This is a genomic window from Cyanobium sp. Alchichica 3B3-8F6, assembly GCF_024346435.1.
Classification (GTDB): domain Bacteria; phylum Cyanobacteriota; class Cyanobacteriia; order PCC-6307; family Cyanobiaceae; genus Cyanobium_A.
This window is the reverse complement of record NZ_JAGQCZ010000006.1, coordinates 120,486-146,033: the sequence shown is the minus strand read 5'-3', so window position 1 is coordinate 146,033 and position 25,548 is coordinate 120,486. Positions and strand designations below refer to the sequence as shown.

23 protein-coding genes are annotated in these 25,548 nt (G+C 67.3%); 15 read left to right on the top strand and 8 right to left on the bottom strand.

Annotation, left to right across the window (positions count from 1 at the left end; all coding sequences use genetic code 11):
- Positions 1-83 precede the first annotated feature (83 nt).
- Complete coding sequence (locus tag KBY65_RS06955; protein WP_409996629.1) at positions 84-1,499, top strand: pyridoxal phosphate-dependent decarboxylase family protein; 1,416 nt, start codon at positions 84-86, stop codon at positions 1,497-1,499.
- 165 nt (positions 1,500-1,664) lie between these two features.
- On the opposite strand, the gene KBY65_RS06950 is transcribed toward KBY65_RS06955, so the two are convergent.
- From KBY65_RS06950 to KBY65_RS06935, 4 genes are read right to left on the bottom strand one after another with little or no spacing between them, the layout of a single operon-like run.
- Positions 1,665-3,215, bottom strand: coding sequence for a YcjF family protein (locus KBY65_RS06950; protein WP_255000983.1), 1,551 nt, complete (start codon positions 3,213-3,215; stop codon positions 1,665-1,667).
- A 16-nt stretch (positions 3,216-3,231) separates the two neighbouring features.
- Positions 3,232-5,421, bottom strand: a complete 2,190-nt coding sequence (locus KBY65_RS06945) for a transglycosylase domain-containing protein (protein WP_255000982.1) — start codon at positions 5,419-5,421, stop codon at positions 3,232-3,234.
- Entirely contained in the window at positions 5,402-5,869 is a 468-nt protein-coding gene (lspA, locus tag KBY65_RS06940) for a signal peptidase II (protein ID WP_254987304.1), read from the bottom strand. The genes KBY65_RS06945 and lspA overlap by 20 nt, the downstream gene beginning before the upstream one ends.
- Complete coding sequence (locus tag KBY65_RS06935) at positions 5,866-6,441, bottom strand: biotin transporter BioY (protein ID WP_094559581.1); 576 nt, start codon at positions 6,439-6,441, stop codon at positions 5,866-5,868. Before KBY65_RS06935 ends, lspA begins: the two co-directional genes overlap by 4 nt.
- 78 nt (positions 6,442-6,519) lie before the next feature.
- On the opposite strand from KBY65_RS06935, the gene KBY65_RS06930 reads away from it, so the two are divergent.
- Positions 6,520-6,783, top strand: coding sequence for a DUF3148 domain-containing protein (locus KBY65_RS06930; RefSeq protein ID WP_255000981.1), 264 nt, complete (start codon positions 6,520-6,522; stop codon positions 6,781-6,783).
- Positions 6,784-6,794: 11 nt separating this feature from the next.
- Here the strand turns inward: KBY65_RS06930 and KBY65_RS06925 are convergent, their stop codons facing one another.
- Positions 6,795-8,093 carry a M16 family metallopeptidase gene (locus tag KBY65_RS06925; RefSeq protein WP_255000980.1) on the bottom strand — a complete coding sequence of 433 codons (1,299 nt, stop codon included), beginning with the start codon at positions 8,091-8,093 and terminating at the stop codon, positions 6,795-6,797.
- Positions 8,090-9,358, bottom strand: coding sequence for a M16 family metallopeptidase (locus KBY65_RS06920; RefSeq protein ID WP_255000979.1), 1,269 nt, complete (start codon positions 9,356-9,358; stop codon positions 8,090-8,092). Before KBY65_RS06920 ends, KBY65_RS06925 begins: the two co-directional genes overlap by 4 nt.
- Positions 9,359-9,365: 7 nt before the next feature.
- Between KBY65_RS06920 and KBY65_RS06915 the strand changes: the two genes are divergently transcribed.
- The 11 genes from KBY65_RS06915 to KBY65_RS06865 all read left to right on the top strand — a co-directional run bounded on the left by KBY65_RS06915 (position 9,366) and on the right by KBY65_RS06865 (position 20,087).
- Positions 9,366-10,151: a phycocyanobilin:ferredoxin oxidoreductase gene (locus KBY65_RS06915; protein WP_409996007.1), complete on the top strand. Its 786-nt coding sequence runs from the start codon at positions 9,366-9,368 to the stop codon at positions 10,149-10,151.
- Complete coding sequence (locus tag KBY65_RS06910; protein ID WP_255000978.1) at positions 10,148-11,065, top strand: HlyD family efflux transporter periplasmic adaptor subunit; 918 nt, start codon at positions 10,148-10,150, stop codon at positions 11,063-11,065. Before KBY65_RS06915 ends, KBY65_RS06910 begins: the two co-directional genes overlap by 4 nt.
- Positions 11,065-12,237, top strand: coding sequence for an ABC transporter permease DevC (gene devC / locus KBY65_RS06905; protein WP_094559586.1), 1,173 nt, complete (start codon positions 11,065-11,067; stop codon positions 12,235-12,237). Before KBY65_RS06910 ends, devC begins: the two co-directional genes overlap by 1 nt.
- The gene (locus tag KBY65_RS06900) at positions 12,237-12,965 is read left to right on the top strand and encodes a DevA family ABC transporter ATP-binding protein (protein WP_094559587.1); all 729 of its coding nucleotides are present in this window, start codon (positions 12,237-12,239) and stop codon (positions 12,963-12,965) included. The genes devC and KBY65_RS06900 overlap by 1 nt, the downstream gene beginning before the upstream one ends.
- A gap of 35 nt (positions 12,966-13,000) precedes the next feature.
- Complete coding sequence (locus KBY65_RS06895) at positions 13,001-13,156, top strand: hypothetical protein (protein ID WP_006171625.1); 156 nt, start codon at positions 13,001-13,003, stop codon at positions 13,154-13,156.
- Positions 13,157-13,246: 90 nt separating this feature from the next.
- A complete protein-coding gene (locus KBY65_RS06890) occupies positions 13,247-14,200 on the top strand; it encodes a glycosyltransferase family 2 protein (protein ID WP_255000977.1) in 954 nt (317 codons plus the stop codon).
- Between the two features lie 142 nt (positions 14,201-14,342).
- A complete protein-coding gene (gene rpsB, locus KBY65_RS06885; protein ID WP_094559589.1) occupies positions 14,343-15,056 on the top strand; it encodes a 30S ribosomal protein S2 in 714 nt (237 codons plus the stop codon).
- A gap of 47 nt (positions 15,057-15,103) precedes the next feature.
- Positions 15,104-15,763, top strand: a complete 660-nt coding sequence (tsf, locus tag KBY65_RS06880) for a translation elongation factor Ts (protein ID WP_255000976.1) — start codon at positions 15,104-15,106, stop codon at positions 15,761-15,763.
- Positions 15,764-15,774: 11 nt separating this feature from the next.
- A complete protein-coding gene (locus tag KBY65_RS06875) occupies positions 15,775-16,878 on the top strand; it encodes a hypothetical protein (RefSeq protein WP_255000974.1) in 1,104 nt (367 codons plus the stop codon).
- Positions 16,827-19,337 (top strand): ATP-dependent DNA helicase RecG, encoded by a 2,511-nt coding sequence (recG, locus tag KBY65_RS06870; RefSeq protein ID WP_255000973.1) that lies wholly within the window; start codon positions 16,827-16,829, stop codon positions 19,335-19,337. The genes KBY65_RS06875 and recG overlap by 52 nt, the downstream gene beginning before the upstream one ends.
- Positions 19,338-19,358: 21 nt before the next feature.
- The gene (locus KBY65_RS06865) at positions 19,359-20,087 is read left to right on the top strand and encodes a M15 family metallopeptidase (protein ID WP_255000971.1); all 729 of its coding nucleotides are present in this window, start codon (positions 19,359-19,361) and stop codon (positions 20,085-20,087) included.
- Here KBY65_RS06865 and KBY65_RS06860 read toward each other — a convergent pair.
- Positions 20,045-20,371: a hypothetical protein gene (locus tag KBY65_RS06860; RefSeq protein ID WP_255000970.1), complete on the bottom strand. Its 327-nt coding sequence runs from the start codon at positions 20,369-20,371 to the stop codon at positions 20,045-20,047. The genes KBY65_RS06865 and KBY65_RS06860 overlap by 43 nt on opposite strands.
- Positions 20,325-22,079: a sulfite reductase, ferredoxin dependent gene (sir, locus tag KBY65_RS06855; RefSeq protein WP_255000969.1), complete on the bottom strand. Its 1,755-nt coding sequence runs from the start codon at positions 22,077-22,079 to the stop codon at positions 20,325-20,327. Before sir ends, KBY65_RS06860 begins: the two co-directional genes overlap by 47 nt.
- A 93-nt stretch (positions 22,080-22,172) precedes the next feature.
- Here sir and glyS point away from each other — a divergent pair, with 93 nt between their 5' ends.
- The gene (gene glyS, locus KBY65_RS06850; protein WP_255000968.1) at positions 22,173-24,338 is read left to right on the top strand and encodes a glycine--tRNA ligase subunit beta; all 2,166 of its coding nucleotides are present in this window, start codon (positions 22,173-22,175) and stop codon (positions 24,336-24,338) included.
- A gap of 92 nt (positions 24,339-24,430) precedes the next feature.
- A complete protein-coding gene (locus tag KBY65_RS06845; RefSeq protein ID WP_255000967.1) occupies positions 24,431-25,528 on the top strand; it encodes a fatty acid desaturase in 1,098 nt (365 codons plus the stop codon).
- The last annotated feature ends 20 nt before the right edge of the window (positions 25,529-25,548 follow it).

Below are 25,548 nucleotides of genomic sequence, written 5' to 3'. Positions count from 1 at the left end.
CTCCAACGCCTGAGCCGCAGCAGCAACCACACACTTGTAGCTCACCTCCGCAGGTGAGAATGGAGTCATTCGAGCGTTCCCCGTTGGCAAGCGCGCCACCTGCCCCGCGGGCGAGCCAGCCCCTGCCGTTTGCCAGTCCTGAGCAGCTCGACCCGCAACTGCAGGACTTTCTGGAGCAGGCATCCCGCCAGCTCTGCAGCTGGCTGGGGTCGGCCTCCCAGCGCTCGCCGCTGCCGGGTCTGAGCGTGTTGCCGGGGGTGGAACCCGCCCTGGAGGGATTGGAGCCTGCTGCGTTGCTGGCCGACCTGCAGCTGGTGATGGACGGCGCCTACAACCCCAACCACCCCGGAGCCCTCGCCCACCTCGACCCGCCGCCGCTGGCGGCATCGGTGGCGGCCGACCTGATCTGCGCCGGGCTCAACAACAACCTGTTGGCTGAAGAGCTCTCCCCCAGCCTGACGCGCCTGGAGCGCAGTCTCACGGCCTGGCTGGCGGAGCAGCTGGGCCTGCCGGCTGGCAGCGGTGGCGTGGCGGCGAGCGGTGGCACCCTCTCCAACTTGATGGCTCTGGTCACGGCCCGGCGCTGCCGTGGTCTGGCAACACGGGCCGATGCGGTGGTGCTGGCCAGTGCCGATGCCCACGTCTCCCTGGCCAAGGCGTTGGCAGTGATGGGCCTGCCGGCTGCTGCCTTGCACGCGATCCCGGTGGACCATGAGGGGCGCCTGGATCCTGCGGCCCTCGAGCTGGAGCTCGATCAGCTGGCGCAAACCGGAACGCCGGTGATCGCCGTGGTCGCCACCGCGGGCACCACCGTGCGGGGCGCCGTCGATCCGCTCCTGCCCCTGGCATCGATCTGCCGGAAACGCGAGCTGTGGCTTCACGTCGATGGAGCGATTGGCGCCGTCTTCGGTCTGGTGGCCGGTCATCGCTTCCGGGTGGCGGGCCTGGAGCAGGCCGACTCCATCACGATCAATCCCCAGAAACTTCTGGGCATCACCAAGACCTCGTCGCTGTTGCTGTTGGCCAGGCCCCAGTGTCTGGCTGAGGCTTTTCACACCGGTCTGCCCTACATGGAGCCGAGTTGGGGCAACGGCCACGGTGGGGAGACGGGGTTGCAGGGCACTCGGCCCGCTGAGATTCTCAAGCTCTGGCTTGGTCTGCGCCAGTTGGGTTTAGAGGGAATTGAGGCGGTGCTCGATGGGGCCATTCAGCGGCGCCGCCAGCTCGCGGCCCTGCTGGAGGCCAGTGGCCGCCTGCAGCTGCGTGGGGGATCCTTCCACCTGCTGGCCTTCACACCCCAGGGCTTGGACGCCGCTGCTGCCGAGTGCTGGAGCCAACACACCCGCCAACGGCTGCTGCAAGAGCATCTGATGCTTTCGCGACCCTTGTACGCCGGTCGCCACCACCTCAAGGCCGTGCTCGGCAATCCCCACACCCGCAGCAGCCACCTGGACAGCCTGGCCAGGCTGGTGCAGCTCAGCTTGGACGAGCTGCCATGACCGACCCTTCTGCTGAATCCCAGGCTGGTCGGGGACGTTGGGTCGCGATCCTCACCGGGGCGATCTCGATTCTGATCGGCGTGCTGTATCTGGCCCTGATCGTGGTGCTTGACAGCCGGGGACCGCTGCAGCCGCCTCCGCCGGAAGCCCTTGTCGACAGCGCCGTCATTCGGCCGGAGGCCGGGGCGGCAAGCGCGGCTGCTTCGCCTGCAGCGGTTCCACCACCCGCCTGAACGCCGCCTCGAGAAAGCGGCTCAGCGCCCCATCGCGGCGGCTCAGGTCGTACTGCTGCTGCACCACCTCCTGCACACCGCCATCGCCCCAGTCCTGGTCGCGCTCGAAGTAGGTGACAAAACTGAGGCCCGCCACCCGGGTCAGCCAGGCCGCACTGACCGCCTGAATGGCCCGGCTCACCACCAGGGCGGGCAGATTCAGGCTCAGGGCCGCACTCAGCAGGCTGACCCCACCTTTCACCAGGCCCAGGCCGGCCATGGTGCGCCCCACCGACAGGGCTAGGTCCTGGGCGTTTTGGCGGCTGAGGCTGATGCCGTAGATCCGGCCGATCTCCACCACCATCTGGGCATTGACGGCCGCCGCGCCCAGCAGGTCGAGCCCGGGCAGGGGCGTGACGGCCAGCACCCCGGCGCCGATCCACATGTAGCGATCCACGATGGCTTCGCTATCACTGCGCCGCTGCCGGGCCAGCAGGGAGCGGCTGGCTTCGCTCAGCTGGCGGCACTGCAGCAGCAAGTTGTCGGCGATCAGCTCTTCGCCATCGGCATGGAGCACCGCCGCGATGCGGCGCAGTAGCGCGTCCACTTCAGCGGGCGGTTGGAGCGGTCTGCCGCCCGGCATCGGCACGCTCTGGGGAGCCGCGCTGGACGGCAACACATCCTCGGTGGCGATGCGGCCGCGGGTGCGTTGGCGCAGCAGCTGCAGCAGCCGTGCTTCTTCCTGTTCGCCACGCAAGTCGCACTTGTTCAGCACCAACATCAAGCGTTTGCCGAGGCTGGCCAGGGCTTCAAACACCTCCAGTTCGGCAGCACGCAGATCGCCATCCACCACCAACAGCAGCAGGTCGGCCTTGCCGGCCTGCTCCCGGGCCAGCCGTTCACGCTCCAGCCCCTGCGCGCCGGCTTCGAGAATGCCTGGTGTGTCCACCAGCCACACGGCCCGTTGCAGCCCACGCAGGCGCAGGCGGTAGCGCTGGCTGCCGGTGGTGGAGCCCATGGCGGCGCCCACCTCGCCCACCAGCTCCTGCAGCAGGGCGCGGATCAGCGAGGTTTTGCCAGAGGAGCCGATGCCGAACAGCACGATCACCAGGTCGCCCCGCTCCAGTTCGGCGGCCATGCGCTGGCGCTCCTGGCGCAGGGCTTCCCGCTCGACTGCATCCCGCACCCGGTCGAGGGTTTGATCAATGGCGGCCAGGTTCTGGGCGGCGGCCTCGCGGCGGTTGCCGGGAGGCGGCAGCTGCGACGCCGTGCCAGGGCCTGCCTTGCCCCCCAGGGCGGCCCGCAGCCAAGGCCAGGCCAGCTGCACCAGCAGCAGCACCAGGCCAGCGAAGACCACAAAAAACACCGGCTGGACGATCCAGTACGGCAGATACCAACTCAGTTGCAGGTAAAGGGTGTTGATCGCCTGCAGCACCACACCCACCGCGATCAGGGCCAGCAGGGCCAGACCAGCGATCAACCACAGGCGGGTGCGGGTTTTCATCGATCAAACCCAGGCATCAGGTTCGGGAGGCGCGCAGAATCTCACCCCACAGACTGGCGGCGAGGGCGCTGCTGGCGCGGGTGGGGCTGTTGTCGTCGTTGCCCAGCCAGATGCCCACCACCCAGTTGCGCTGGGGCTCATAGCCCACAAACAGCAGATCGCGGCTCTCGTTGGTGGTGCCGGTCTTGCCGCCCTCCTGGCCCCCCAGACTCGCCATCTGACCGGTTCCCCGCTGCACCACGGCCCGCAACATCTGCTGCATCGCCTGGGCCGTGGCCAGGGTGATGACCTGGCGGCCCGGCTGAGCAGGGGCCTGGCCAGTCCCCGAACCCCCACCGGCAGTTGTGGTCTGACGGCATTGACTGGACGTTTGGCCGCTGCAGGCCTCTGCATCGGTGAGGCGCCGGATGGTGGTGGGGGCATGCCAGATGCCGTCGTTGGCGATGGCGGCGTAGGCGGCGGTGAGCTCCAGCAGGGTCACCTCGCTCTGGCCGAGGGCGAGACCCGGCACGGCGGCCAGCGGGCTGGTGATGCCTAGATCGCGGGCCTTCTGCACCAGCGCGTCGAGGCCCACCCGCTGGGCTAACCGCAGGGCTGAGGTGTTGCTGCTGATCGCGAAGGCTGAGACCAAACTCAGGGAGCCGCTGCAACCGCTGGCGAAGCTCTGACCGCGCCAGCGGAAGGGAGCGCAGCTGATCCTATCCTCGGGGCGCAGACCCCGTTCCAGGGCCACCAGATAGGGGATCAACTTGAAGGTGCTCCCCGGCTGGCGCAGGGCCATGGAGGCCCGGTTGAACTGGCTCTGGCGGTAATCCCGGCCCCCGGCAATGGCCAGGATGCCGCCGCTGCGGGCATCGAGCACCACCACGGCGCCCTCGCTCACCCTCAGGCCAGCACTGCTCTGCAGCCTCTGGCGCAACAGCCGCTCCACCTGCTCCTGCAGGGAACGATCCAGGTGGGTGTCAATTAGAAAGTTGCCCTCGGCGGCCACATCTCGGCCTACCAGCTGATCGAGGTCGCGGCGCACCTGGTCGGAGTAGAAGGGCACGCCGCGCTGGGCTGGGCTGCTGCGGCAGGCCTGGGGTGACAAACGGATGGGGCTGCGGCGCCCACTGCGGGCCTGGTCGGCGGTGAGGCGCCCGGTTTCCCCCATCTTGCTGAGCACGGCGTTGCGGGCCTCCAGGGCTGCCTGGGGATCAAAACAGGGGTCGTAGCCGTTGGGGGAGGGCAACAGCCCCACCAGCAGGGCCGCTTCCTCGCGTTGCAGTTGGCTGGCGGGCTTGCCGAAGTAGTGGCGAGAGGCATCTTCGAAGCCCCAGCCCACGCCGAGATACACCCGGTTGAGATAGCTCAGCAGCAGGTCGCGCTTGCTGAAGCGGGCTTCCAGCTGCAGGGCTACGAGCAGCTCCCGCCACTTGCGGCCCAGGGTTTCCCCCTGGCCCACCTGATCGGGATACAGGCTGCGGGCCAGTTGCTGGGTGAGGGTGCTTCCGCCCTCCAGCACCCGGCCTCCGAGCACGTTGGTCACCAGGGCCCTCGCCGTGCCCACCGGGTCGACGCCCGGATGCCACCAGAAGCGGCTGTCCTCACTCGCCAGCAGCGCATCGATGAGCACCGCCGGATAGTCGCGCAGGGCCTGGCGCTCCCGGTGCTCGAGAGCATCGGCCGTGGTGATGGGCTTGCCCTGGCGGTCGTAGAGCACCAGCGGACCGCGCACCGTGGCCAGGCTGCCGCGGATCGGGGCTTGCACGACGGAGAGGGCCAGAAGACCAAGCCCTCCAGTAGCCATGCCCGCCAGCGCCCAGCTGACGCCTCGCAGCAACCGCTGAAGCTGAGGTAGTGGTCGGATCTGAAAGTCCAGTTCGGGCAGGCCCGCTTCCTGACTGGGGCCAAAGCGGAGGCTGTCGCCGTCGCGCAGCAACAGCTGCCGCACGCGGCGGCCTTGCCACCACAGGCCATTGGTGGAGTTCTGGTCACTCAGCAGCCAGTGGGGGCCGCACCGTTCGAGCAGGGCATGGCGCCGACTGACCGCCTGGTGGTCGATGCTGATCTGGCAGTCGCTGTCGCGGCCGATGCCGTATGCGCCCGGATGCAGGGGCAGCAAGCGCGAGGCCTGGCCCGGCTGGTGAATGCGCAGCTGGGCCTGGCCAGGCTGGCTAAACCGCTGCCAGCGGCGGCGCAGGGCCTCAAGGGCGGGGTTGGCCATGGCTCCCCAGTAGATCGATGGCGAAGCAGAGCACCGCCAGGTTGATCGCCACATCGGCGAAATTGAACACCGGGAAGGAGATCGGCACCAGGGCCAGGAAATCGACGACGTAGCCCAGCCGCCAGCGATCCAACCCGTTGCCGATGGCGCCGCCCAGCACGAGCCCCACCCCCAACCAGCGGGCCGGAGCCAGGGCGCCCTGCCGCTGAATCCAAACGATCACCCCCAGGGCCACTAGCAGACTCACCAGGCCGAGCAGTTCAGGGTGGCCCGTGAACAGGCTGAAGGCGGCGCCGGTGTTGCGGGTGAGGTGCAGATCCAGCAGACCCGGCCAGAGTGGTGTTGTGCCAAATAGGGCCAGCTGGGCTACGGCCCAGGCCTTGCTGAGTTGGTCCAAGAGCACCACCACACCGGCTGTGGCATAGGCCAGGGTGCGGGCCCGTCTCATGGCTCCACCAGCAGCAGCCGACGCAACAGCAGGGCCGCCACGGCGACGCCGCAGCACAGCAACAGCTGGGGCAGCAGGGGCGCGACGCTGTAGCTGATCAGCAGCATGCCGAGATTGGGCCCCCAGCGGCCCGCCAGGGCGCCGAGCAGCAAGTTGGCGATCCCGCAGAGTTGCAGCACCGCCAGGCCCACCACTGCTGCGCCAAGCAGGCTGAGCAGATCGTTCATGCCCGGTTGGCGCGCCAGCTTGCCGGTGAGCCAGGCGGCGGGAAGGAAGCCGGCCAGGTAGCCGAAGCCGGGATCGAGCAGATAGGCGGCGCCACCACCGCCGTGGAACACCGGTAGCTGGAACAGCCCCAGGCTGAGGTAAGCCACCGCCGCCAACATGGCGCTGCGGGGCCCACAAACCAGGGCGGTGAGCAGCAGCGCCGGCACCTGCAGGGTGATCGGCAGGGTGGCCAGGCTCCAGCCCCCATCGGCCGCCGGCAGGGGAGCTGCGGCCTGGATCAGTCCTCCCACCAGGATCAGCAACAGGCCGGCAATGGCGCCGCTCCAGGTGGCTAGGGCCCGCAACTGATCCCGTCGTGTCTGCGACCATTTTGGGGGGTCGTGCCACCAAGGCCGGTCCCATCTGCCCTCCCACCTGCCGGTATGGACCAACCCACAAGCCAGGAGACCCGCGAGTCCCAGCTCTTTACGGTGGGCGACGCCGTGCAGCTCAAGGGACGGCAGCAGTACCTGAAAACGGCCGATCCCATGCCGATGCTCCGCCCCCCCGATCTCGTGGATCCGGAGGAGCTGGGTGAGGTGCTGGCGCTGAAAGCGCGCAACCTTCTGGCAGTCCGCTTTCGGCGGGGCACTTTTTTGATCGAGGCCGATCAGCTCCAGCCCCCGGAGCCCCAGAACGCCGACTGATCGGCGAGTCCTCAGCGGCTGAGGGCATGGCGCTGCCAGGCCTGTTCGGCGGCAGCCAGAGCCTGCGGTGGTCCACAGAGGCTCAAGGCCGGCTCGGTTAGTCGCCGTTGGGCCGCGGCCAACAGGGCTGGGGCATCGAGCTGCTGGGCCCGGTCCAGGGTGTCTTGCACATAGGTCCAGCCCAGACCATGGCCGAGGACTAGGGCCTGGCGATCAGCGATCTGGCCGCAGGTCTGCCGTCCCATGGCGTCCTGGCCGCGGTATTTGGCTTTGGCTAGGGCGAGTTCGCCGTCGCTGAGTGGCTGCTCCAGCATGCGAGCCCATTCATCGAGCAGGGAGGTGGTGGCTTCGGCGGCCCGTTCCGCCGAACTGGACAGGTGCCAGATGAAGGGGCTCGCCCCGCGCCGCGCCGGCATGTGCACTCCCACGTCGTAGGCCAGGCCGCGCTCCTCCCGCATCGTCACAAACAGCCGGCTGGACATGCCCATGCCGAGGTGGGCCTGCAGCAGCCGCAGGGCCAGCCCGTCGGGATCCCCCAGGGGCACGGTGGCCACCCCCAGCATCAGCACCAACTGCTCGGTCTCCTGCTCCAGGCTGTTGAAGCGCTGGCTGCAACCTGGCGCCTGCGGGCCTGGGCCCGCTAGGGGCGTGGTGGTGGACCATGGGCTGCGCGCCAGCCAGGCATTGAGCAGGTCCGGCAGCTCGGCCCCCAGATCGCCACAGGCCACCAGCAGGGCACCGTCCTGGCCAAGCACCGGCACCAGAGCACTGATCTGCTCGCGGCCGATCGCGGCCAGCTCCTCTTCCACCCCCAGGGGGTCGTGCCCATAGGGCCCTTGGCCGTAGAGCTGGTGGCGCAGCTGGTCGTGGGCCAACTGGAAGGGATCCTCCCGCTGACGCTGCAGGCTCTGCAGGTTGAGGCCGCGCTCGAGCTCGAGTTGGTCGCTGCTGAGCCAGGGCTGCCGAGCCATGGACAGCAGCAGGGGCAGCAGCTCGGGGGCATCGCTGCTGGCGCACTTGAGGCTCAGCACCAGGCTGTCCTCCGTGGCCTCACAGCGCAGGGCGGCACCCCGACCTTCCACCAGATCGGCCAGGGCTTCGGCGTTGTAGTCGCCGCAGCCTCGCGTCAGAAGCCCGGCCAGCAGCTGGGCAGCTCCCCGCTCGCCTGGACGATCCCCACTGCTACCGCCGCGGATCCAGAGGCGGCAGGCCACGATCGCAGGCCCTGGCCGCCGTTGCCACACCAGGGGCAGGCCCCCCTCCAGGGTTGTGTTCTGCCAAGTGCCTGTTGGCCATGGGGAATGGCTCATGCCGGCACCGCTTCAAGGACGCAGGCCGCCGCTGGATCCAGCAGGGGCAGCGTCCGCCGCACCAGCTCCTGCCGATCCCAGCGCTCGATATCCTCCAGCGGCTGGGCCAGACCGTGCCGCCGCCCCCAGAGCCTGTTGTTGCCGATCAGCCCCGCCACGCCACCGGCGGCCTCCAAACCGAAGCGATAGCCGTTCGCCACCAGCCGCTGGGCCCGCTGCCACTCCACATCCGGCAGCCCGTCCTGCTGCAGTTGCGACCACACCTCAGCGATGGCCTGGCGCACCGCCGGCAGCTCGTCGGGTTCGCAGATCGCCTCCAGCAGGGCAAAGCTGCCGCTCTCCATCACATGCAGATCGAGATCGATACTCTCCACAATGCGGAGCTGCTCGCGCAGTCGCTCCACCAGGCGGCTGCGGCGACCTTCGGCCAACACGGTGGTGAGCAGGTCGGCACCCATCACTCCGTGGAGATCGGCGGCGGGTGGGAGCCCCCAGAGCATCAGCAACCGGGCTGATTCAAGCCGGGGCACAGCCAGTCGGTGCTCACCGGGTTGTACAGCCAGGGGAGGGCGGCTCGGGGGTTCAAGCACCGCCGGCAGGTCGGCCAGGGCGCTGCGCTCCAGGCGATCGCCGAGGGCGGCGGGTTCTACGGCACCGCTGAGGGCGAGCACGCAGCGGTTGGCGCCATACAGACGCTGATGGAAGCCGGCCATGGCCTCGGGCGTTTGGGCCAGCAGCAGCTCCCGCTGACCCAGGATCGGTTCGCCGTAGGCATGGCCAGGGCAGCCCAACCGCAGCAACTGCTGCAGGGCTATTTCATCGGGCTGGTCTTCGCTTTGGGCCAGCTCTTCGAGCACCACCTGGCGCTCCATCACAAAGGCGTCGCGGTCCAGCCGCGGGTGCAGCACCAGATCCAGCAGCAGATCCAGGGCGTCGGCAGCGGCCTCAGGCGGAATCAACACGTGGTAGTGAACGTCGTCGAAGCCGGTGGCGGCATTGCTGTTGCCGCCCATCGCTTCGATGCGCAGGTCGAATTCCCCCGGCCCCAGCCGCTCGGTTCCCTTGAACACCATGTGCTCGAGGAAGTGGGCCATGCCGCTCTCCCCGGGACCCTCAAACACACTGCCGGCCCGGCACCAGAAGTCGAGGCAGACCAGGGGGGAGTCGGCCAGGGGCAGATAGACCACGCTGGCACCGTTGGCTAGCGGGTGATCGCTGGGTGACGCCAGCCCTGGCAACAGGGTCTCGGACGGGGCCAGGGTCAAGGCTCAGATGCGTGGCAGGATCTGCATTCTGCTGGCTGCACCCCCTGCCGTGAGTTCCGCCCCCGCTTCCTCCCAGGCTTCCGGTATCCACCCACTGGTCGATGCCCTGGCCGAGCGGATGCGCCAGTGGTGGCAAACCCTGCCCGAGCTGGCCCCCCTGGCGGTGGATCCGGAGCTGGAGGCGATCAGCGGCAGTCTCGATGGCGATGCCCTGTTCATCCGCAACGAGCTGCGCCAGTGCCGAGGGTTGCGCAAACTGCACCTGGAGACGGCGCGCCTCGGCGCGGGGCTGAAGATCCTGCACTGCGTGATGTTCCCCGACCCCCGCTTCGATCTGCCGGTGTTTGGCGCCGACATCGTGGCGGGTCCAGCCGGGGTGTCGGCTGCCATCGTCGATCTCTCGCCGGTGCTGGGGGAGCTGCCAGTGGGCATTGCTGCCGCATTGACCGCCCGGCCTCGCCCCTCCTACAGCCAGGAGCGGGAGCTGCCCGGATGGGGATCGATCTTTTCGCCCTTTGTGCGCTTTGTGCGCCCCACCAGCCCCGAGGAGGAGAAGGCTTTTGTCGATGAGGTGAGCAGCGTTTTGGCTGTGTTGGGCGATGCCATCGCCGCCGCCGCGCCTCAGGACCCAGACCATCCGGCTACGGTTGAGCGCTGGCAGGGGCAGCTCCGGTATTGCAAGCAGCAGAAACAAAACGACAAGACCCGACGGGTGCTGGAGAAGGCCTTCAACCCCGCCTGGGCCGACCGCTACATCGAGGAACTGCTGTTCGACGATCCGCCGGCTCCGTGAAACGGACCCTTCAGCGGGTGCCGCGGCTGTGGTGGCTGGCTGGTGTCGCCGTGGTGGTGGTGCTGGGGGGGCTGGCCGTCAGTCGCCAGCAGCATCCAACGCCCATCCCCGCCACAGCTGCCTCCCAGTCGCCTCGCCCGCCTGAGGCCGTTGCAGCTCTGGGCCGGCTCGAACCCGCCGGAGATGTGCGGTTGCTGGCCGCCCCGATCAGTGGCATTGGTGGCAGCCCCCGCATCACGCAGTTGCTGGTGGAGGAAGGCGACACCGTGCAGAGCGGCCAACTCCTGGCCCGTTTTGATACGGCACCCAGCCTACTGGCCCAGCAGCGGTTGCTCGAGGCCCGGATTCGCAACCTCGACACCCGGCTGCAGGTGCAGACCCGCGACATCAGCCGCTATCGCCAGCTGAGCCGCTCCGGTGCCATTCCCAGTGGTGAGCTCGACACCCGCGAAACCGCCCTGCTCGAGCTGCAAGGGGCCCGCACCGAGGCCTGGGCCGAGCGCGAGAAGGTGAAGGCGGAGTTGCTGCTCACCCAACTGCGGGCACCCATCGCCGGCACGGTGTTGAAACTCCATGCGCGGGTGGGCGAGCGGCCTGCCGACAAGGGCGTGCTCGAACTCGGGGCCAGCGACCGAATGCAAGCGCTGGTGGAGGTCTATGAGAGCGACATCGACCGGGTGCGCCTGGGCCAGCCCGTCTCCCTGATCAGTGAGAACGGCGGATTCAAGGGCAACTTGAGCGGAGAGGTGATTCGGATCAGCCCCCAGGTGCGGCAGCGCTCGGTGCTCTCCACCGATCCCACCGGTGATGCCGATGCCCGCGTGGTGGAGGTGCGGGTGGCGCTCACTCCCACCGACAGCCTGCGAGTTCGCGACCTTACCGGCCTGAAGGTGATCGCCCGGCTCGGTCGCTGATGCTGGGTCGCCTCTGGCAGGGCCGGCGCATTCCGCTGGCCTGGCTGTTGCTGACGCGGCAGCCGGTGCGCCTGCTGGTGGCCCTGGCCGGCATCGCCTTTGCCGGCATTTTGATGTTCATGCAGCTGGGCTTTCGCGACGGGCTGTTCGACGCCAGCGTCACGATCCATCGGCTCTTTGACGCCGACCTGGTGCTGATCAGCCCGCGCTCCAGCAGCTCGGTGAGCATGGCAGGGTTTCCCAGGCGTCGGCTCGTGCAGGCCATGGCCGACCCCGCTGTGGAGGGGATCACGCCGGTGCACTGGAATCTGCTGCTCTGGCGCAACCCGGAAACCCGCGGCACCCGTTCGATCCTCACCCTCGGGTTTGAACCGGGTGATCCCCTGTTCACCGATCCCTCCTTGGCGCCCAAGGCCAAGCTGCTCCAAGACCGGGGTCGCGTGCTGTTCGACGAGCGCTCCAGGCCCGAGTTCGGTCCGGTGGCGGAGTGGTTTCGCAGCGGCCGCACGGTGGAAAGCGAAATCGGCGGCCAGCGGGTGCGAGTGGCGGGGCTCGTGGGTCTGGGCACGTCCTTCGGGGCCGACGGCAACCTGCTCACCAGCCACGAGACCTATCTGAAGCTGCTGCCCAACACTCCTCCGGGCAGCATCGAGGTGGGGCTGATCCGGCTGCAGCCGGGCTCCGATCCGGCTGCGGTGGTGGAGCGGCTCAGGCAGCGCTTGCCAGCCGATGTCACCGTCCTCACCAAGGAGGGCTTCATCGCCTTCGAGCAGAACTATTGGCGCACCAGCACCTCGATTGGCTTCATCTTCACGCTGGGCGCTGCGATGGGATTCGTGGTGGGCTGCGTGATCGTGTATCAGATCCTCTATTCCGACGTGAGTGATCACCTGCCGGAATACGCCACGTTGATGGCGATGGGCTATCGCCTGCCCAGCCTGCTTGGGGTGGTGGCCCGTGAAGGCCTGCTGCTCGCCACCTTCGGCTACCTGCCGGCCTACGCAGCCGGCCAGGGCCTCTATTGGTTGGTGCGCAACGCCACCCAGCTGCCGGTGACGATGAACACGACCCGGGCCCTGACCGTGTTCACCATGATCCTGGTGATGTGCATGGGCTCGGCGGCCCTGGCGATGCGCCGGCTCGCCGACGCCGATCCGGCGGAAATCTTCTGATGGATCTGGATCGTCTGGAGAGTGGGCCTGCTGCATCGGGCACCGTGGTGCAGGTGGCCGGGTTGAGCCACTGGTATGGGGCCGGCTCGATGCAACGGCAGGTGTTGCAGTCGGTGGATCTCGCCATTGCTCCCGGTGAGGTGGTGCTGCTCACGGGCCCCTCCGGATGCGGCAAAACAACCCTGCTCACCCTGGTGGGAGCCCTGCGCCAGGTGCAGCAGGGCTCGGTGCGGGTGTTTGGAGAAGAGCTACACGGCGCGGGGCGAGCCTCCCGCCAGCGTCTGCGTCGCCGGATCGGCATGATTTTTCAAGGTCACAACCTGCTGCGCTGCCTGAGCGCCGAGCAGAACGTGCAAATGGGTGCCGACCTGCTGCCGGGATTGGGTTATCGGGCCCGCCGCGATCGCGCTCGCGAATGGTTGCGCGCGGTGGGGCTTGGCGATCACCTGAACAAATTGCCCCACGATCTCTCGGGCGGCCAGAAGCAGCGGGTGGCGATTGCCCGAGCTTTGGCGGCCCGGCCCCAGTTGCTGTTGGCCGATGAACCCACCGCGGCCCTCGATTCCCGCAGCGGACGGGAGGTGGTGGATCTGCTCAAAGGCCTGGCGCGGGAACAGGGCTGCGGTGTGCTGATGGTGACTCACGATCCCCGCATTCTCGATGTGGCCGACCGGCTGGTGCAGATGGAGGATGGCCAGCTCTGCCAGGGGGCCAGGCCCATTGAGTAGGGTGAGGATTCGCATCTCTCCCCGTTGCCGTACGCATGGCCAAGCGCAGGAATCTCAAGAAAGAAAAACAGGAGCGCAACCGCGCCTATGCGCGCAAGTTCAAGAAGCGCAAGCTGCGCAACGACGGCCGTGGTGAAGGGGCTGGCAACGGTGTGACCGGCACGGCCAACAACGGCGGCGCTGCAGACTGATCAGCGCTTTGACGCGTTGCTGGGGGGATCCTGCGGGGTCCCCTTTTTGCTGTTCACGACCACTCGGCTCAATCTCTCCCGGCGGTTCCGATGTTCCTCAGCGTCGTCATCCCCACCTACAACCGCCTGCCGATCCTGCAGAAGTGCCTGCGGGCCCTGGAGGCCCAGGAGCTAGCTGCGCCGATCTCCGGCTACGAGGTGGTGCTTGTTGACGACGGCTCCACCGATGACACGGTGGCCTGGCTGCGGGGGCATGCGGCCGAATTGCCCCATGTCCGGCTGATCCAGCAGGAACACGGTGGTCCTGCTGAAGGGCGCAACCGAGGGGTGCAGCAGGCCCAGGGTGAGGTGATTGTTTTCATCGACAGCGACCTGGTGGTCACCCCCAGTTTTCTGCGCTGTCACGCTCAGGCCCTGGAGCAGCACTGGACGAGGCGGGGCGATCGCCGCTGTTTCACCTATGGCGCGGTGATCAATACCGCCAACTTCGACACTCCCACCAGCGAGCCCCACAAGTTGCAGGACGTGTCGTTTGCCTATTTCGCCACCGGCAATGTGGCGATCGATCGCACCTTGCTGGAGCAAGCCGGCCTTTTCGACACGCGCTTCCGCCTGTATGGCTGGGAGGATCTGGAGCTGGGGGAGCGGTTGCGGCGTCTGAGTGTTGCGCTGGTGCGCTGCCCTGAGGCGGTTGGTTATCACTGGCACCCGGCTCTGCGGCTGGAGCGGATCCCCGACCTGATCCGGGTCGAGCGGGAGCGGGCCAAAATGGGATTGGTGTTCTATTTGAAGCACCCCACCCGGCGGGTGCGATTCATCATTCAGTACACCTGGTTGCACCGGCTGCTCTGGGAGCTACTCACCCTGGGGGGCCTGCTCAATGAGCGCAGCCTGCGCCCCCTGCTGGCTTGGTTGATCCGTTGCGGCCACCCCGGTCTGGCGATGGAGCTGTTGCGGCTGCCCCTGAACCGTCTGGGGGTACGCGCTCTGTATGCCGAAGCCCGGGCCCTTGCGGCCACAAGCCAGGCCTGCAGGCCCGTTTGATAGGGTACTGGGGTTCCATTCACCCCGCACACCTGCGTGTTTCGGGTGATCTGAGCGCTTCACCCCACCGGCCCCTCTTGGCTGGCTGGGCGGCTCGAGATCCCTGGCAGGTGGAGGCAAACCCGAAACCCCCAACCAAACCATGGCTGTTGTCACACTCGCCGAAATGATGGAGGCGGGTGCCCACTTTGGGCACCAAACGCGCCGCTGGAATCCCAAGATGTCGCGCTACATCTATTGCGCGCGCAACGGCGTTCACATCATTGATCTCGTGCAGACCGCCGTCTGCATGAACAACGCCTACAAGTGGACCCGCAGTGCCGCGCGCAGCGGCAAGCGCTTTCTGTTTGTTGGCACCAAAAAGCAGGCCTCCGAGGTGATTGCCCTGGAAGCCACCCGCTGTGGAGCCTCCTACGTCAACCAGCGCTGGCTAGGCGGCATGCTCACCAACTGGACCACGATGCGCGCCCGCATCGACCGGCTCAAGGATCTTGAGCGCATGGAGAGCTCCGGCGCCATTGCCATGCGTCCCAAGAAGGAAGCTGCAGTGCTGCGCCGCGAGCTGGAGCGCCTGCAGAAGTATCTCGGCGGTCTCAAGAACATGCGTCGGCTGCCCGACGTGGTGGTGCTGGTGGACCAGCGCCGTGAAACCAACGCCGTGCTCGAGGCCCGCAAGCTCGATATCCCCCTGGTGTCGATGCTCGACACCAACTGCGATCCCGACCTCTGCGACGTGCCCATCCCCTGCAACGACGACGCTGTGCGCTCGGTGCAACTGGTGCTCGGACGCCTGGCGGACGCCATCAACGAAGGCCGCCACGGTGCCCAGGACCAGGGCCGTGACGACGAAGGCTGATTTCGCCCCTGCCCATTTCTCTCTGAATTCTGTACCCCATACCCTCCATGGCTGAGATTTCGGCAAAGCTGGTTAAAGAACTGCGCGACAAGACCGGCGCAGGGATGATGGACTGCAAGAAGGCGCTGTCGGAGTGCGACGGCGACGCCACCAAGGCCACCGAGTGGCTGCGCCAGAAGGGCATTGCCACCGCCGAGAAAAAGGCCGGCCGCACCGCTGCTGAAGGAGCCATCGGCAGCTACATCCACACCGGTGCCCGCGTGGGCGTACTGGTGGAGGTCAACTGCGAAACCGACTTCGTCGCCCGCGGCGAGGGCTTCCAGGAGTTGCTCCGCAACGTGGCCATGCAGATCGCGGCCTGCCCTGGGGTCGAATACGTCAGCGTGGATCAGATCCCTGCCGAGGTGGCCGAGCGCGAGAAGTCCATTGAGATGGGTCGTGACGACCTGGCCGGCAAGCCCGACCAGATGAAGGTCAAGATCGTCGAAGGCCGTATCGGCAAGCGACTCAAGGAGCTGGCCCTGCTGGACCAGCCCTTCATCAAGGACAGCTCTGTCACCGTGGCCGAGATGGTCAAGCAGGTGGGCGGCAAAGTGGGCGAAAACATTCAGGTGCGCCGCTTCACCCGGTTCACCCTGGGTGAAGGCATCGAGGTGGAGAAGGCCGACTTCGCCGCGGAAGTGGCGGCCATGACCCAGCCAGCCTGAGCGCCCCCCCTGTGACGGTGCTGGAGGCTGCCCGCCAGCAGCTCACGGATCTGGAAACCCAGCTGTCGGCCTCCAACCCGCAGCTGTATCGGCACCTGGCCCTCTACCTCCAGGTGCTGCGTGATGGCCTGTTGAACACCGTTCAACAGGCCTGCTTTCATTTGGCGACTCAGGCCTATCCCGATCGCTACCTCGAGCTGGATGCTTCCCAGCGGCAGGTGTTGCATCGGCGTCTCCGCAGCCTGGTTCAGCGGGCCACCAGCCTGCTCACGGTGGAACATCTGGCCCACCTGGCGTCCCAGATGGCGCGGGAACAGCATCGTCAGCGTCAGCGGCGGCGCAGCCGTCTGCTGGAGGCCCTTGAGCAGGGCGAACCCAGCGAGTCTTTGGCCGATGCGGACGAATCGGACCAGCCGCCGCACGGTTCGGTGCATCTCGGATTGGCATTGCCGATCGGAGCTGACTTTCTTCCCACCTCCAGCTTTGCCATATCGTCAGCGCCCCAAGCACCTTCGCTTGCGTCCGACGCGGCCGATACGGATCCAGGGGAGGAGGGTGAGCAGGACTCAGCCATGCAGGCCATGGCCGAAGCCTTCAGTGAATGGCTCGAGCAGTCCCCGCCCCGGGCTCCCACCCCCTGGGATGGAGGCTCGTTGCCGAGCGAACCGGCCCTGCTGATGGCCTGGATCGCAGGTTTTGAGCTGGCCCTCAGCCGCCGGCTGCGCAATCTTTCCCATGCCCTCAACGTGGAGCTGTTGCGGCTTGGGCTCAGCCGCACCCTGCTGCCGGTGAGCCTGCTGGATGCCGTGTTGGCTGGTCAATTGGATACCTTGGAGGCTCCGGCCAACCTGCTGCGGCTGCCCTTGCCGTTTGGCCCCGATGCGGGCCCGGCGCGGTTGGAGACCATGACGGTGCTGCTGCGACCGGATGATCTGGAGTTGGCGCTTCCCAAACTGCGCACCTGCCGCACCCGGATTCAGCAACACCGGCAGGAGGTGCGCAGAATGGCCCAGCACTATCGCCGCATCCAGCGGCGCGTTCAGGCGCTTGAGGCGGAACAGCTGTGGCTGCAGGACATCAACCCAGCCCAGACACCCCCGCTGCCCCCGACCTAGAGGCCTGGCTGCGCACCCTGCAGCAGGCGCTGCAGGTGGAGGCGGATCGTGGCTTCATTGATCTCAAGGGCCGCCATAGCCGCTTCAGTGCTTTTGTGATTCAGCAGCTGCGGGAGCGACCTGCTGATCTCCCGGACGAGCCACTGCAGCGGATCCTTGAGCTGAAGGCGGGCTTCGACACCTACAGCCAACTCTCGCTGGCACGGCGCCAGTCGCTGGTGCGGCAGTGCCGCGAGCGCCTGCATGCCTTGCGCCAGGCTCAGCGCCCGGTGTTGGCGGTGGCCCCACCGCAGCTGCGCCTGGTGTCCAGTGCACCCGGAACCACGCCCAGCGCAGGCGCGGCGGACTTCACGGCCGACACGCCGCTCTCGGAGGTCCGCGGCGTCGGCCCCAAAACGGCGGCACGGCTGGCCCAGCTTGGGCTCTGGGTGGTGCGCGACCTCGTGCACTACTACCCCCGCGACTACCTCGACTACGCCAACCTCGTGCGGATCAGTGGCTTGGAGCCGGGGCGCACGGCCACCATTGTCGCCACGGTGCGCCGCAGTCACGCCTTTGCCAGCCCGCGCAACCCCAATCTCTCGATCCTGGAATTGCATCTGGTCGACTGCACCGGGCGGATTCGGGTCAGCCGGTTCTTTGCCGGCCAGCGTTTCTCCAGCCCAGGTTGGCTGAAATCCCAACAACGTCTGTTTCCAGTGGGCGCCACGGTGGCAGTGAGTGGCCTGGTCAAAGAAACCCCCTATGGCCCGGCATTCCAGGACCCGCTGATGGAGGTGCTGGACTCGCCCCAGGCGCCGGTGCGCTCCGAAACGATCGGTCGCCTGCTGCCGGTGTATGGGCTCACCGAAGGCCTGGGGGCCGACCGCTTGCGTCAGGTGGTGGAGGCGGTGCTGCCGGTGCTGCGCCGCTGGCCCGATCCTTTGCCCGAAGGCCTGCGCCGCAGCCAGGGGCTGATCACCCGCTCCGAGGCACTCACCCAGATCCACGCGCCGGCCAGCCAGGAGCAACTCCAGGCCAGCCGCCGCCGGCTGGTGTTCGATGAGTTTCTGCTGCTGCAACTGGGCCTGGCCCAGCGGCGGCGCCAGCTCAGCCAGCGCCCTGCCCCGCCCCTGGCCCTGCCCGCCGGGGGTGAGGGCCTGGTGCAACGCTTCCTGGCAATCCTGCCCTTCGCGCTCACCGGCGCCCAGGAGCGGGTGCTGGCAGAAATCCGCGCCGATCTGGCTCGCCACCAGCCGATGGCTCGGCTGGTGCAGGGGGATGTGGGTAGCGGCAAAACCGTCGTCGCCCTGGCCTCCCTGCTCACCGCCATCGAAGCCGGCTGCCAGGGGGCGTTGATGGCGCCCACCGAGGTGTTGGCGGAACAGCACTACCGCAAGCTGGCGGAATGGCTGCCCCAGCTGCACGTCACCTCGGCGCTGCTCACCGGCTCCACGCCGGCCCCGAGGCGCCGGCAGTTGCTCCAGGACCTCGCCAATGGCCAGCTGCAGCTGCTGGTGGGCACCCACGCCCTGCTTGAAGACCCGGTGCAGTTTGATCGCCTGGGTCTGGTCGTGGTGGATGAGCAGCACCGCTTCGGGGTTCGCCAGCGCAACCGCCTGCTGGCCAAGGGCCTGCAGCCCCACCTGCTCACGATGACGGCTACCCCGATCCCGCGCACGCTGGCGCTCTCGCTGCATGGCGATCTGGATGTCAGCCAGATTGATGAGCTGCCGCCAGGCCGCCAGCCCATCCGCACCCACCTGATCAAGGGCAGCCAGCGCCAGCAGGCCTATGGCCTGATCCGCGAGCAGGTAGCCCTGGGCCAGCGGGCCTACGTGGTGCTGCCTCTGGTGGAGGACTCGGAGAAACTCGAGCTGCGCTCCGCCGTGGAGGTGCACCGGCAACTGAGTGAGGAGGAATTTCCCGAGCTCAGCGTGGGTCTGCTGCACGGACGGCTTAACAGCGCCGACAAGCAGGCCGCCATTGGCGCGTTTGCCCGCGGTGAATGTCAGGTGCTGGTCAGCACCACGGTGGTGGAGGTGGGTGTGGATGTACCCGAGGCGAGCGTGATGGTGATCGAACACGCCGAGCGCTTCGGCTTGGCCCAGCTGCACCAGTTGCGCGGCCGCGTCGGCCGGGGAGCTGCTGCATCCCATTGCCTGTTGATCAACGACAGCAGCAACGTGCTGGCCCGGCAGCGGCTGGAGGTGCTGGTGCGCTCCAGTGATGGTTTCGAGATCGCCGAGATGGACCTGCGGCTGCGGGGGCCTGGACAGGTGCTCGGCACCCGCCAGAGTGGCCTGCCCGATCTGGCCTTGGCCAGCCTCACCGAAGACGGTGCGGTGCTCGAAGAGGCCCGCGACCTGGCCAGGCAGATCACCGCCACCGACCCCGATCTGCAGCAGCATCCTGGGCTCGCCCAGGCCCTGGCAGAGCAGCGTCGCCGCCAGATGGATCAGGCGGCCCGGCTCAACTGATCAACCCCTTCCCTTCCTGTTATGGCCCTGCGACCCTGGAGTCCGATTCCGATCGTGGAGGCCGGGGAGCCACTGGTGGGGCTGCCGCCGCAGTTGTGGCGGCTGCAGCCCCATCCCTACGTCAGCCTCGGAGCGCCCTATGGGGCCCACGGGAATCCTTTCCAGCTGCGCAGCAGTGTGGTGGAGCGGCTACTCCAGGCCGAGCACGCCCTCCGGCAGGCCCAGCCCCAGTGCCGCCTGGCGATTTTTGATGCCTGGCGGCCCCTGGCCGTGCAGCGCTTCATGGTGCGCCATGCCGTGCTGCAGGAGTGCGCCCGTGCTGGTGTCAATCCCGATCAGCCCTCCCCTGCGCGCGACCGCGTGATCACCGAGGTGGGGCGCTTCTGGGCCCCGCCGAGTAACAATCCGGCGACACCGCCCCCCCACAGCACCGGGGCGGCTGTCGACCTCACCCTGGCGGATGTCTCAGGGATGCCGCTGGAGATGGGGGGCGAGATCGATGCGATTGGCCCTGTATCGGAGCCGGAGTTCTACGCGGAGGCAGCCCTGGCGGATCCCAACGGTGCTGAGGCCCTCTGGCATGGGCGTCGCCAACGCTTAGCCCGGGTGATGGCCGGAGCAGGCTTCGTGCAGCATCCCAACGAGTGGTGGCACTTCAGCTGGGGCGATCAACTCTGGGCCTGGCGCCGTAGCGAAGGGCAGGCCTGTTATGGCCGGATTGGCGAGGCCGCCAGCGCCCTGGCCAGCTGATCAGCCTGCTGGGCGGTCAGCAACTGCCGCAGGCGGGCGAGCACGGCTGGGCTCTGGTCGGCATAGGGCTGCAACTGTTGCTGAAACGCCGTTCGAATGCGCTCCGCATCGCAGGTGGTGCGATCGGGGTCGTAGACGGTGGGCCTGGAGGGGGCGGTTCCGGTTGGTGGCGGCCCTGGCTCAAGGCCACTGGGGTAAGCAGCGCCGAACCCAGGGCCACGGCGAGCAGGGGCCTGATCACCCAGCCCTCGCGCTGAGCCACTGCTGCACGGGGTGGCGGCCACTCTTGACCACGAAATCACCGAGGCTGCGGCGCCCTCCGGCGCTCTGCCAGGCCTGCAGCAGGGGCTCAAGCGTGGCTTCCAGGGCCTCCAGGGGCATCTTCTCGAGATAGGGCTCCGCCAGGCGGCTGAGGTTGGGGGTTCCACCCAGCCAGAGTTGGTATTGATCGACGCCGCTCCCCACCAGGCCGATCTCGGCCATGTAGGGGCGGGCGCAGCCGTTGGGGCAGCCGGTCATGCGCACCAAGACCGATTTGGTGATGCCGAGCCGTTGCATCAGCGCCTCGAGCCGCTCCAGCACCTCGGGCAGGATGCGCTCGGCTTCTGTCACCGCCAGGCCGCAAAGGGGCAGCGCCGGGCAGGCCAGGGCATGGCGCGCCAAGGGGGCGGGACTCTCGGGCGATTCAAAGCCGAGAGCCGCCAGCTCATCGCGCACGCTGGAGCGCTGGGCCACACCGATGTTGCAGAGCAGCAGGTCTTGGTTGGGGGTGAGGCGCACCTCGAGCTTGTAGGTGTCGATGATCCGGCGCAGGCCGCTCTTGACGGTGCCGGAGAGGCGGCCACAGAGCACAGGAAGGCCGACAAACCACAAGCCACGGCTTTGGCGGTGCCAGCCGAGGTAATCCTCGAGCTTGGCCTTGGGCTCCAGCCGCATGCCCTTGATCGGATGGGCGAAGTAACGGGCCTGCAGCTCCTGGCGGAACCAGGCGACACCACGGTCGTGGATCAGGTATTTCATGCGCGCATGGCGGCGCTGCTCCCGGTCGCCATGGTCGCGTTGCAGCGCCACGATCGACTGGAGCAGATCCAGCACGTGTTCGGCGGCCACATAGCCCAGCGGGTCGGCCGTGCGGGCGAACGTTTCCTCTTTGTTGTGGGTGCGGCCCATGCCACCGCCCACGTACACGTTGCAGCCCTGGGGCTGGCCCTGGGCATCGCAGAACAGCACCAGGCCGATGTCCTGGGTGAGCAGGTCCACCGAGTTATCGCCGGGCACGGTGACAGCCACCTTGAACTTGCGCGGCAGATAGGTGTCGCCATAGAGGGGTTCAGCGGCGTCGCCGCTGAACACACGTCCGTCGTGCTGACGTGCCTTCACTTTGGTGACGGCAGCGCTGGGCTTGATCCGGTAGCTGAGCTCACCATCCACCCAGAGATCGAGGTAAGAGCCTTCCGCAGCCTGGGGGGCGAGCAGGTCGGCAATCTCGTCGGCCAGTTGGCGTGCCGCCGGGTAGCCGCCCTTCTCAAACGGTGCCGCCGGTGCCATCACATTGCGGTTGATGTCACCGCAGGCGGCCAGGGTGGAGCCGAGATGACGCACGATCGTGCCGATCACCTCCTTGAGGTTGTCCTTGCGGACGCCGTGCATCTGGAAGGCTTGGCGGGTGGTGGCCCGCAGGGTGCCGTTACCCAGGCGATCAGAGAGCTCGTCAATAGCGAGATAAAGCGGCGCCGGAACCCGCCCACCCGGGTTGCGCAGGCGCAACATCATCTGCCAGTCCTTGTCCTGGCCTTTGACGCGATGTTCGCGGTTGTCCTGTTGGTAACTGCCGTGGAACTTCAGGATCTGGACGGCGCTGTCCGTGAAGTTCGGGGCGTCGTTGCCAAGTTCGGTGAGCAGCGGTTCCTTCAGGTGACCGCTACCGGCCTTGAGCTGTTCAAATTTTGATGGGGCCTTGTCAGAAGAGGCCTTGGCATCGGAGCCGTGCATGACTTGGGGCATCGGGTCCTGACTCAAGGCTCGGCACGACACCGAAGTTAGCGAACAGCGTTCAATACAGTCGCGCTGTCTCGCCTGCCACCCGTGTCGACCTTTTTGCTCGAAATCGGCACTGAGGAACTTCCCGCCGACTTTGCCCGGCTGGCCTTGCCCCAGTTGGAGCAACTGGTGCGGAAGGATCTCGACGGGTTGAGGCTTCGCTTTGATGCAATCCGTTGCACCAGCACGCCGCGCCGCTTGGTGGTCACGGTGGCCGGGCTGCCGGAGCGCCGGCCGGATCTGGAGGAAGATCGCAAGGGCCCTCCCAAAGCCCAGGCCTGGAAGGAAGGCAAGCCCACGCCAGCGGCCCTGGGGTTTGCCAAACGCTGTGGCGTGGCCGCTGAAGCTCTGGAGATCCGCGACACCCCAAAAGGACCGTTTGTATTTGCCCGCTGCCGCGAGGTTGGGCGACCCGCAGCGGAGGTGCTGGCGGGCCAGATTCCGCAATGGATCGAAGCGCTCCAGGGGCGTCGCTTCATGCGCTGGGGCGAGGGGGAGATCCGCTTCTCCAGGCCGGTGCGCTGGCTGGTGGCCCTGCTGGATGCCACGCCCCTGACCGTGACCCTGCCTGGCAGCGACCCGCTGGTGGCGGCGGGCACCCTCAGCCGGGGCCATCGCCTGGTGGGTGCCAAGGTCGCGATCGCCAGTGCCGACAGTTACGTCGCCGACCTGGCTGCCGCTGGTGTGGAGGTGGATCGTCAGCGTCGCGGCAGTCTGATCCGCGCAGCCGTAGACGCTGCGGCTGCAGTCCACGGCGCTGACGCTGACCTCCCGGAAGCCCTGTTTGAAGAACTCATTGACCTTGTCGAATCACCGTCCCTGCTGGAGGGCAACTTCGATGCCGCCTATCTGGAGTTGCCCGCCGAGGTGCTCAGCACGGTGATGCGGGTCCATCAGCGCTACGTGCCCCTGGTTCGCCAGGGGCACGCGCTGGATCCCCTGGCCCTGAACGCCAGGGATAGCCTCCTTCCCCGCTTTCTGTGTATCAGCAACGCCTTGCCTGAGGCGGCAGCCACGGTGGCGCGAGGCAATGAGCGGGTACTCAAGGCCAGGCTCGCCGATGCGGAGTTCTTTGTCCGGGCTGACCGGGCCATCGCCAGCATCGATCGCCGAGATCAGCTGGCGCGTGTCACATTCGCGGAAGGACTGGGTTCGCTGCTGGATCGCACGGAGCGCCTGGAATGGTGCACCGATGTGTTGCTGAAGCAACTGGGCCTCCCCGCCAGCTGTGGCGACCATGCCCGCCGGGCCGCTCACCTGTGCAAGCACGACCTGGTCAGCCAGATGGTGGGCGAGTTCCCCGAACTGCAGGGGGCTATGGGTGGCAAATATCTGGTAGCGGAGGGCGAACCAACGGAAGTGGGGCTGGCCGTGCTGGAGCACTACCTGCCCCGCGGAGCCGGTGACACCCTGCCCCGTTCGGATGCCGGGGCGGTGGTGGCGCTGGCCGAACGGCTGGAACTCCTGCTCAGCATTTATGCCAAGGGTGAGCGACCCAGCGGCTCCTCCGATCCCTATGCCCTGCGCCGCGCGGGCAATGGCCTTCTGCAGATTCTCTGGGAGCGGGGTTGGACCCTCGATCTGCAGGCTTTACTGCAACGCTGCACGGCCCATTGGGCCCAGTTGCTGCCGCACTTTGCGGTGGAGGCGCCAGCGCTTGCTGCCGAGCTGGGCGAGTTTCTACGCCAGCGGCTGGCCAGCCTGCTGGAAGAACAGGGCCTGGATGTCGATCTGGTGCAGGCGGTGGCTGGCGAGGGCATGGCCCTGGAGCGCATCCTTCGCGACCCATTCGATGCCCGCCAGCGCGCCGATCTGCTGGCCGAGCTGCGGGCCAGCGGTGAGCTGGCCGGGGTGCAAACCGTGGTCACCCGCGCTGCCCGCCTGGCGGAGAAGGGCAACCTCGACGGCACCGTGCTCAGCCCGGCAGCGGTGGTCGATCCCGGCCTGTTCGAGACCCCCAGTGAGGCGGCCATGCTCGAGGTCCTGGAACAGTTGCAACCGATCGCGTCCAGTGAGAGCATCGGACGCCATGCCGCCCTCGCCCGGGCCCTTGCGGCCAGCCGGCCGACTCTGGAGGCCTTCTTTGATGGTGAGCAAAGCGTGTTGGTGATGGCCGACGATGGAGCCGTGCGCACCAACCGGCTCAACCTGCTCGGGGTGCTGCGCAACCAGGCGTCCGTCCTGGCGGACTTCAGCCGCATTGCGGGTTGAGGGCCACCTAGGGTCGAGGTTGGATAGGCCTACCTGATGCCTGTTCAGACCGGGGTTTTCGCCTGACTCGTCTCTCATCTGAACAGGCCACGATGCCGGTTCAACCCTTACGCCGCAGCGACTTTCAGCTGGAGGCCTTCCGCAGCCCCGACGACCGCATCGCCTTCTGGCAGCTGCTCAACACCCTCGTGCCCACGGCCGTGCTGTGGGCATGCGTTCAGCCGCTGGCTCAGGCTGGATCGGGCCTCCGGCTCCTGCTTCTGCCGGTGCTGGTTCTGCTGGTGCTCTTCTCAGCCCGCTCCTTCGCGCTGATGCACGACTGCGGCCACGATTCCCTGTTCCGCTCCCGTTGGCTGAATCGACCGGTCGGCTTCCTGTTGGGCTGTCTCAATGCGATTCCCCAGCACCCCTGGGCACGGGGGCATGCCTTTCACCATCAACACAATGGCAATTGGGACCGCTACCGCGGACCATCAGCTCTGCTCACCCGGAACGCCTACCTCGCTCTTGCGCCAAGGCAGCGCTGGCTCTATGGACTCAGCCGCCATCCATTGATGCTGCTGCCCGGTGGCGGCTACTACCTGTTGATCCGGCCACGGTTGCAGTTGCTGCAGGGCCTGGCTGAATGGCTCAGCGCCATGGCCGCCCACCTCGGCAGCCGTGGTGTTTCAGGTGTCGTCGACCTGCCCGCCCTGAGTCGCGATTTCCAGTCCAGTCATTGGTACACCGCCGGGGAATGCCGCGAGCTGGTGGCCAACAACGTGGTGGTGCTCAGCAGCTGGTGGCTGATGGGAGCCTGGCTCGGCCATGGCCTCTTCTGGGCCTGCTATCTGCTGGTGATGACCCTGTCAGCGGCCATCTTCCTGTGCATTTTCTTTGTGCAGCACAATTTTGAGGGCTCCTACGCCAGTGGCAGCGACGGTTGGAGCTATTTGCGGGGGGCGCTGGAGGGCAGCAGCAATCTGGATGTGCCCCCCCTGCTGAACTGGTTTTTGGCGGACATTTCCTTCCACAGCATTCACCACCTCTGCGAGCGGATCCCCAACTACAGGTTGCGGGCCTGCCACACGGCCAACGCCGAACGACTCGCCACAAGCCGGCTGCTGCGATTTGCAGATTTCTCCACCTGTTTCACCTACATCCTCTGGGTCGATGAGGCAGGTCGGTTGATCACCCTCCAGCAAGCCTGAGGCTGTCAGCTGAGACCTGC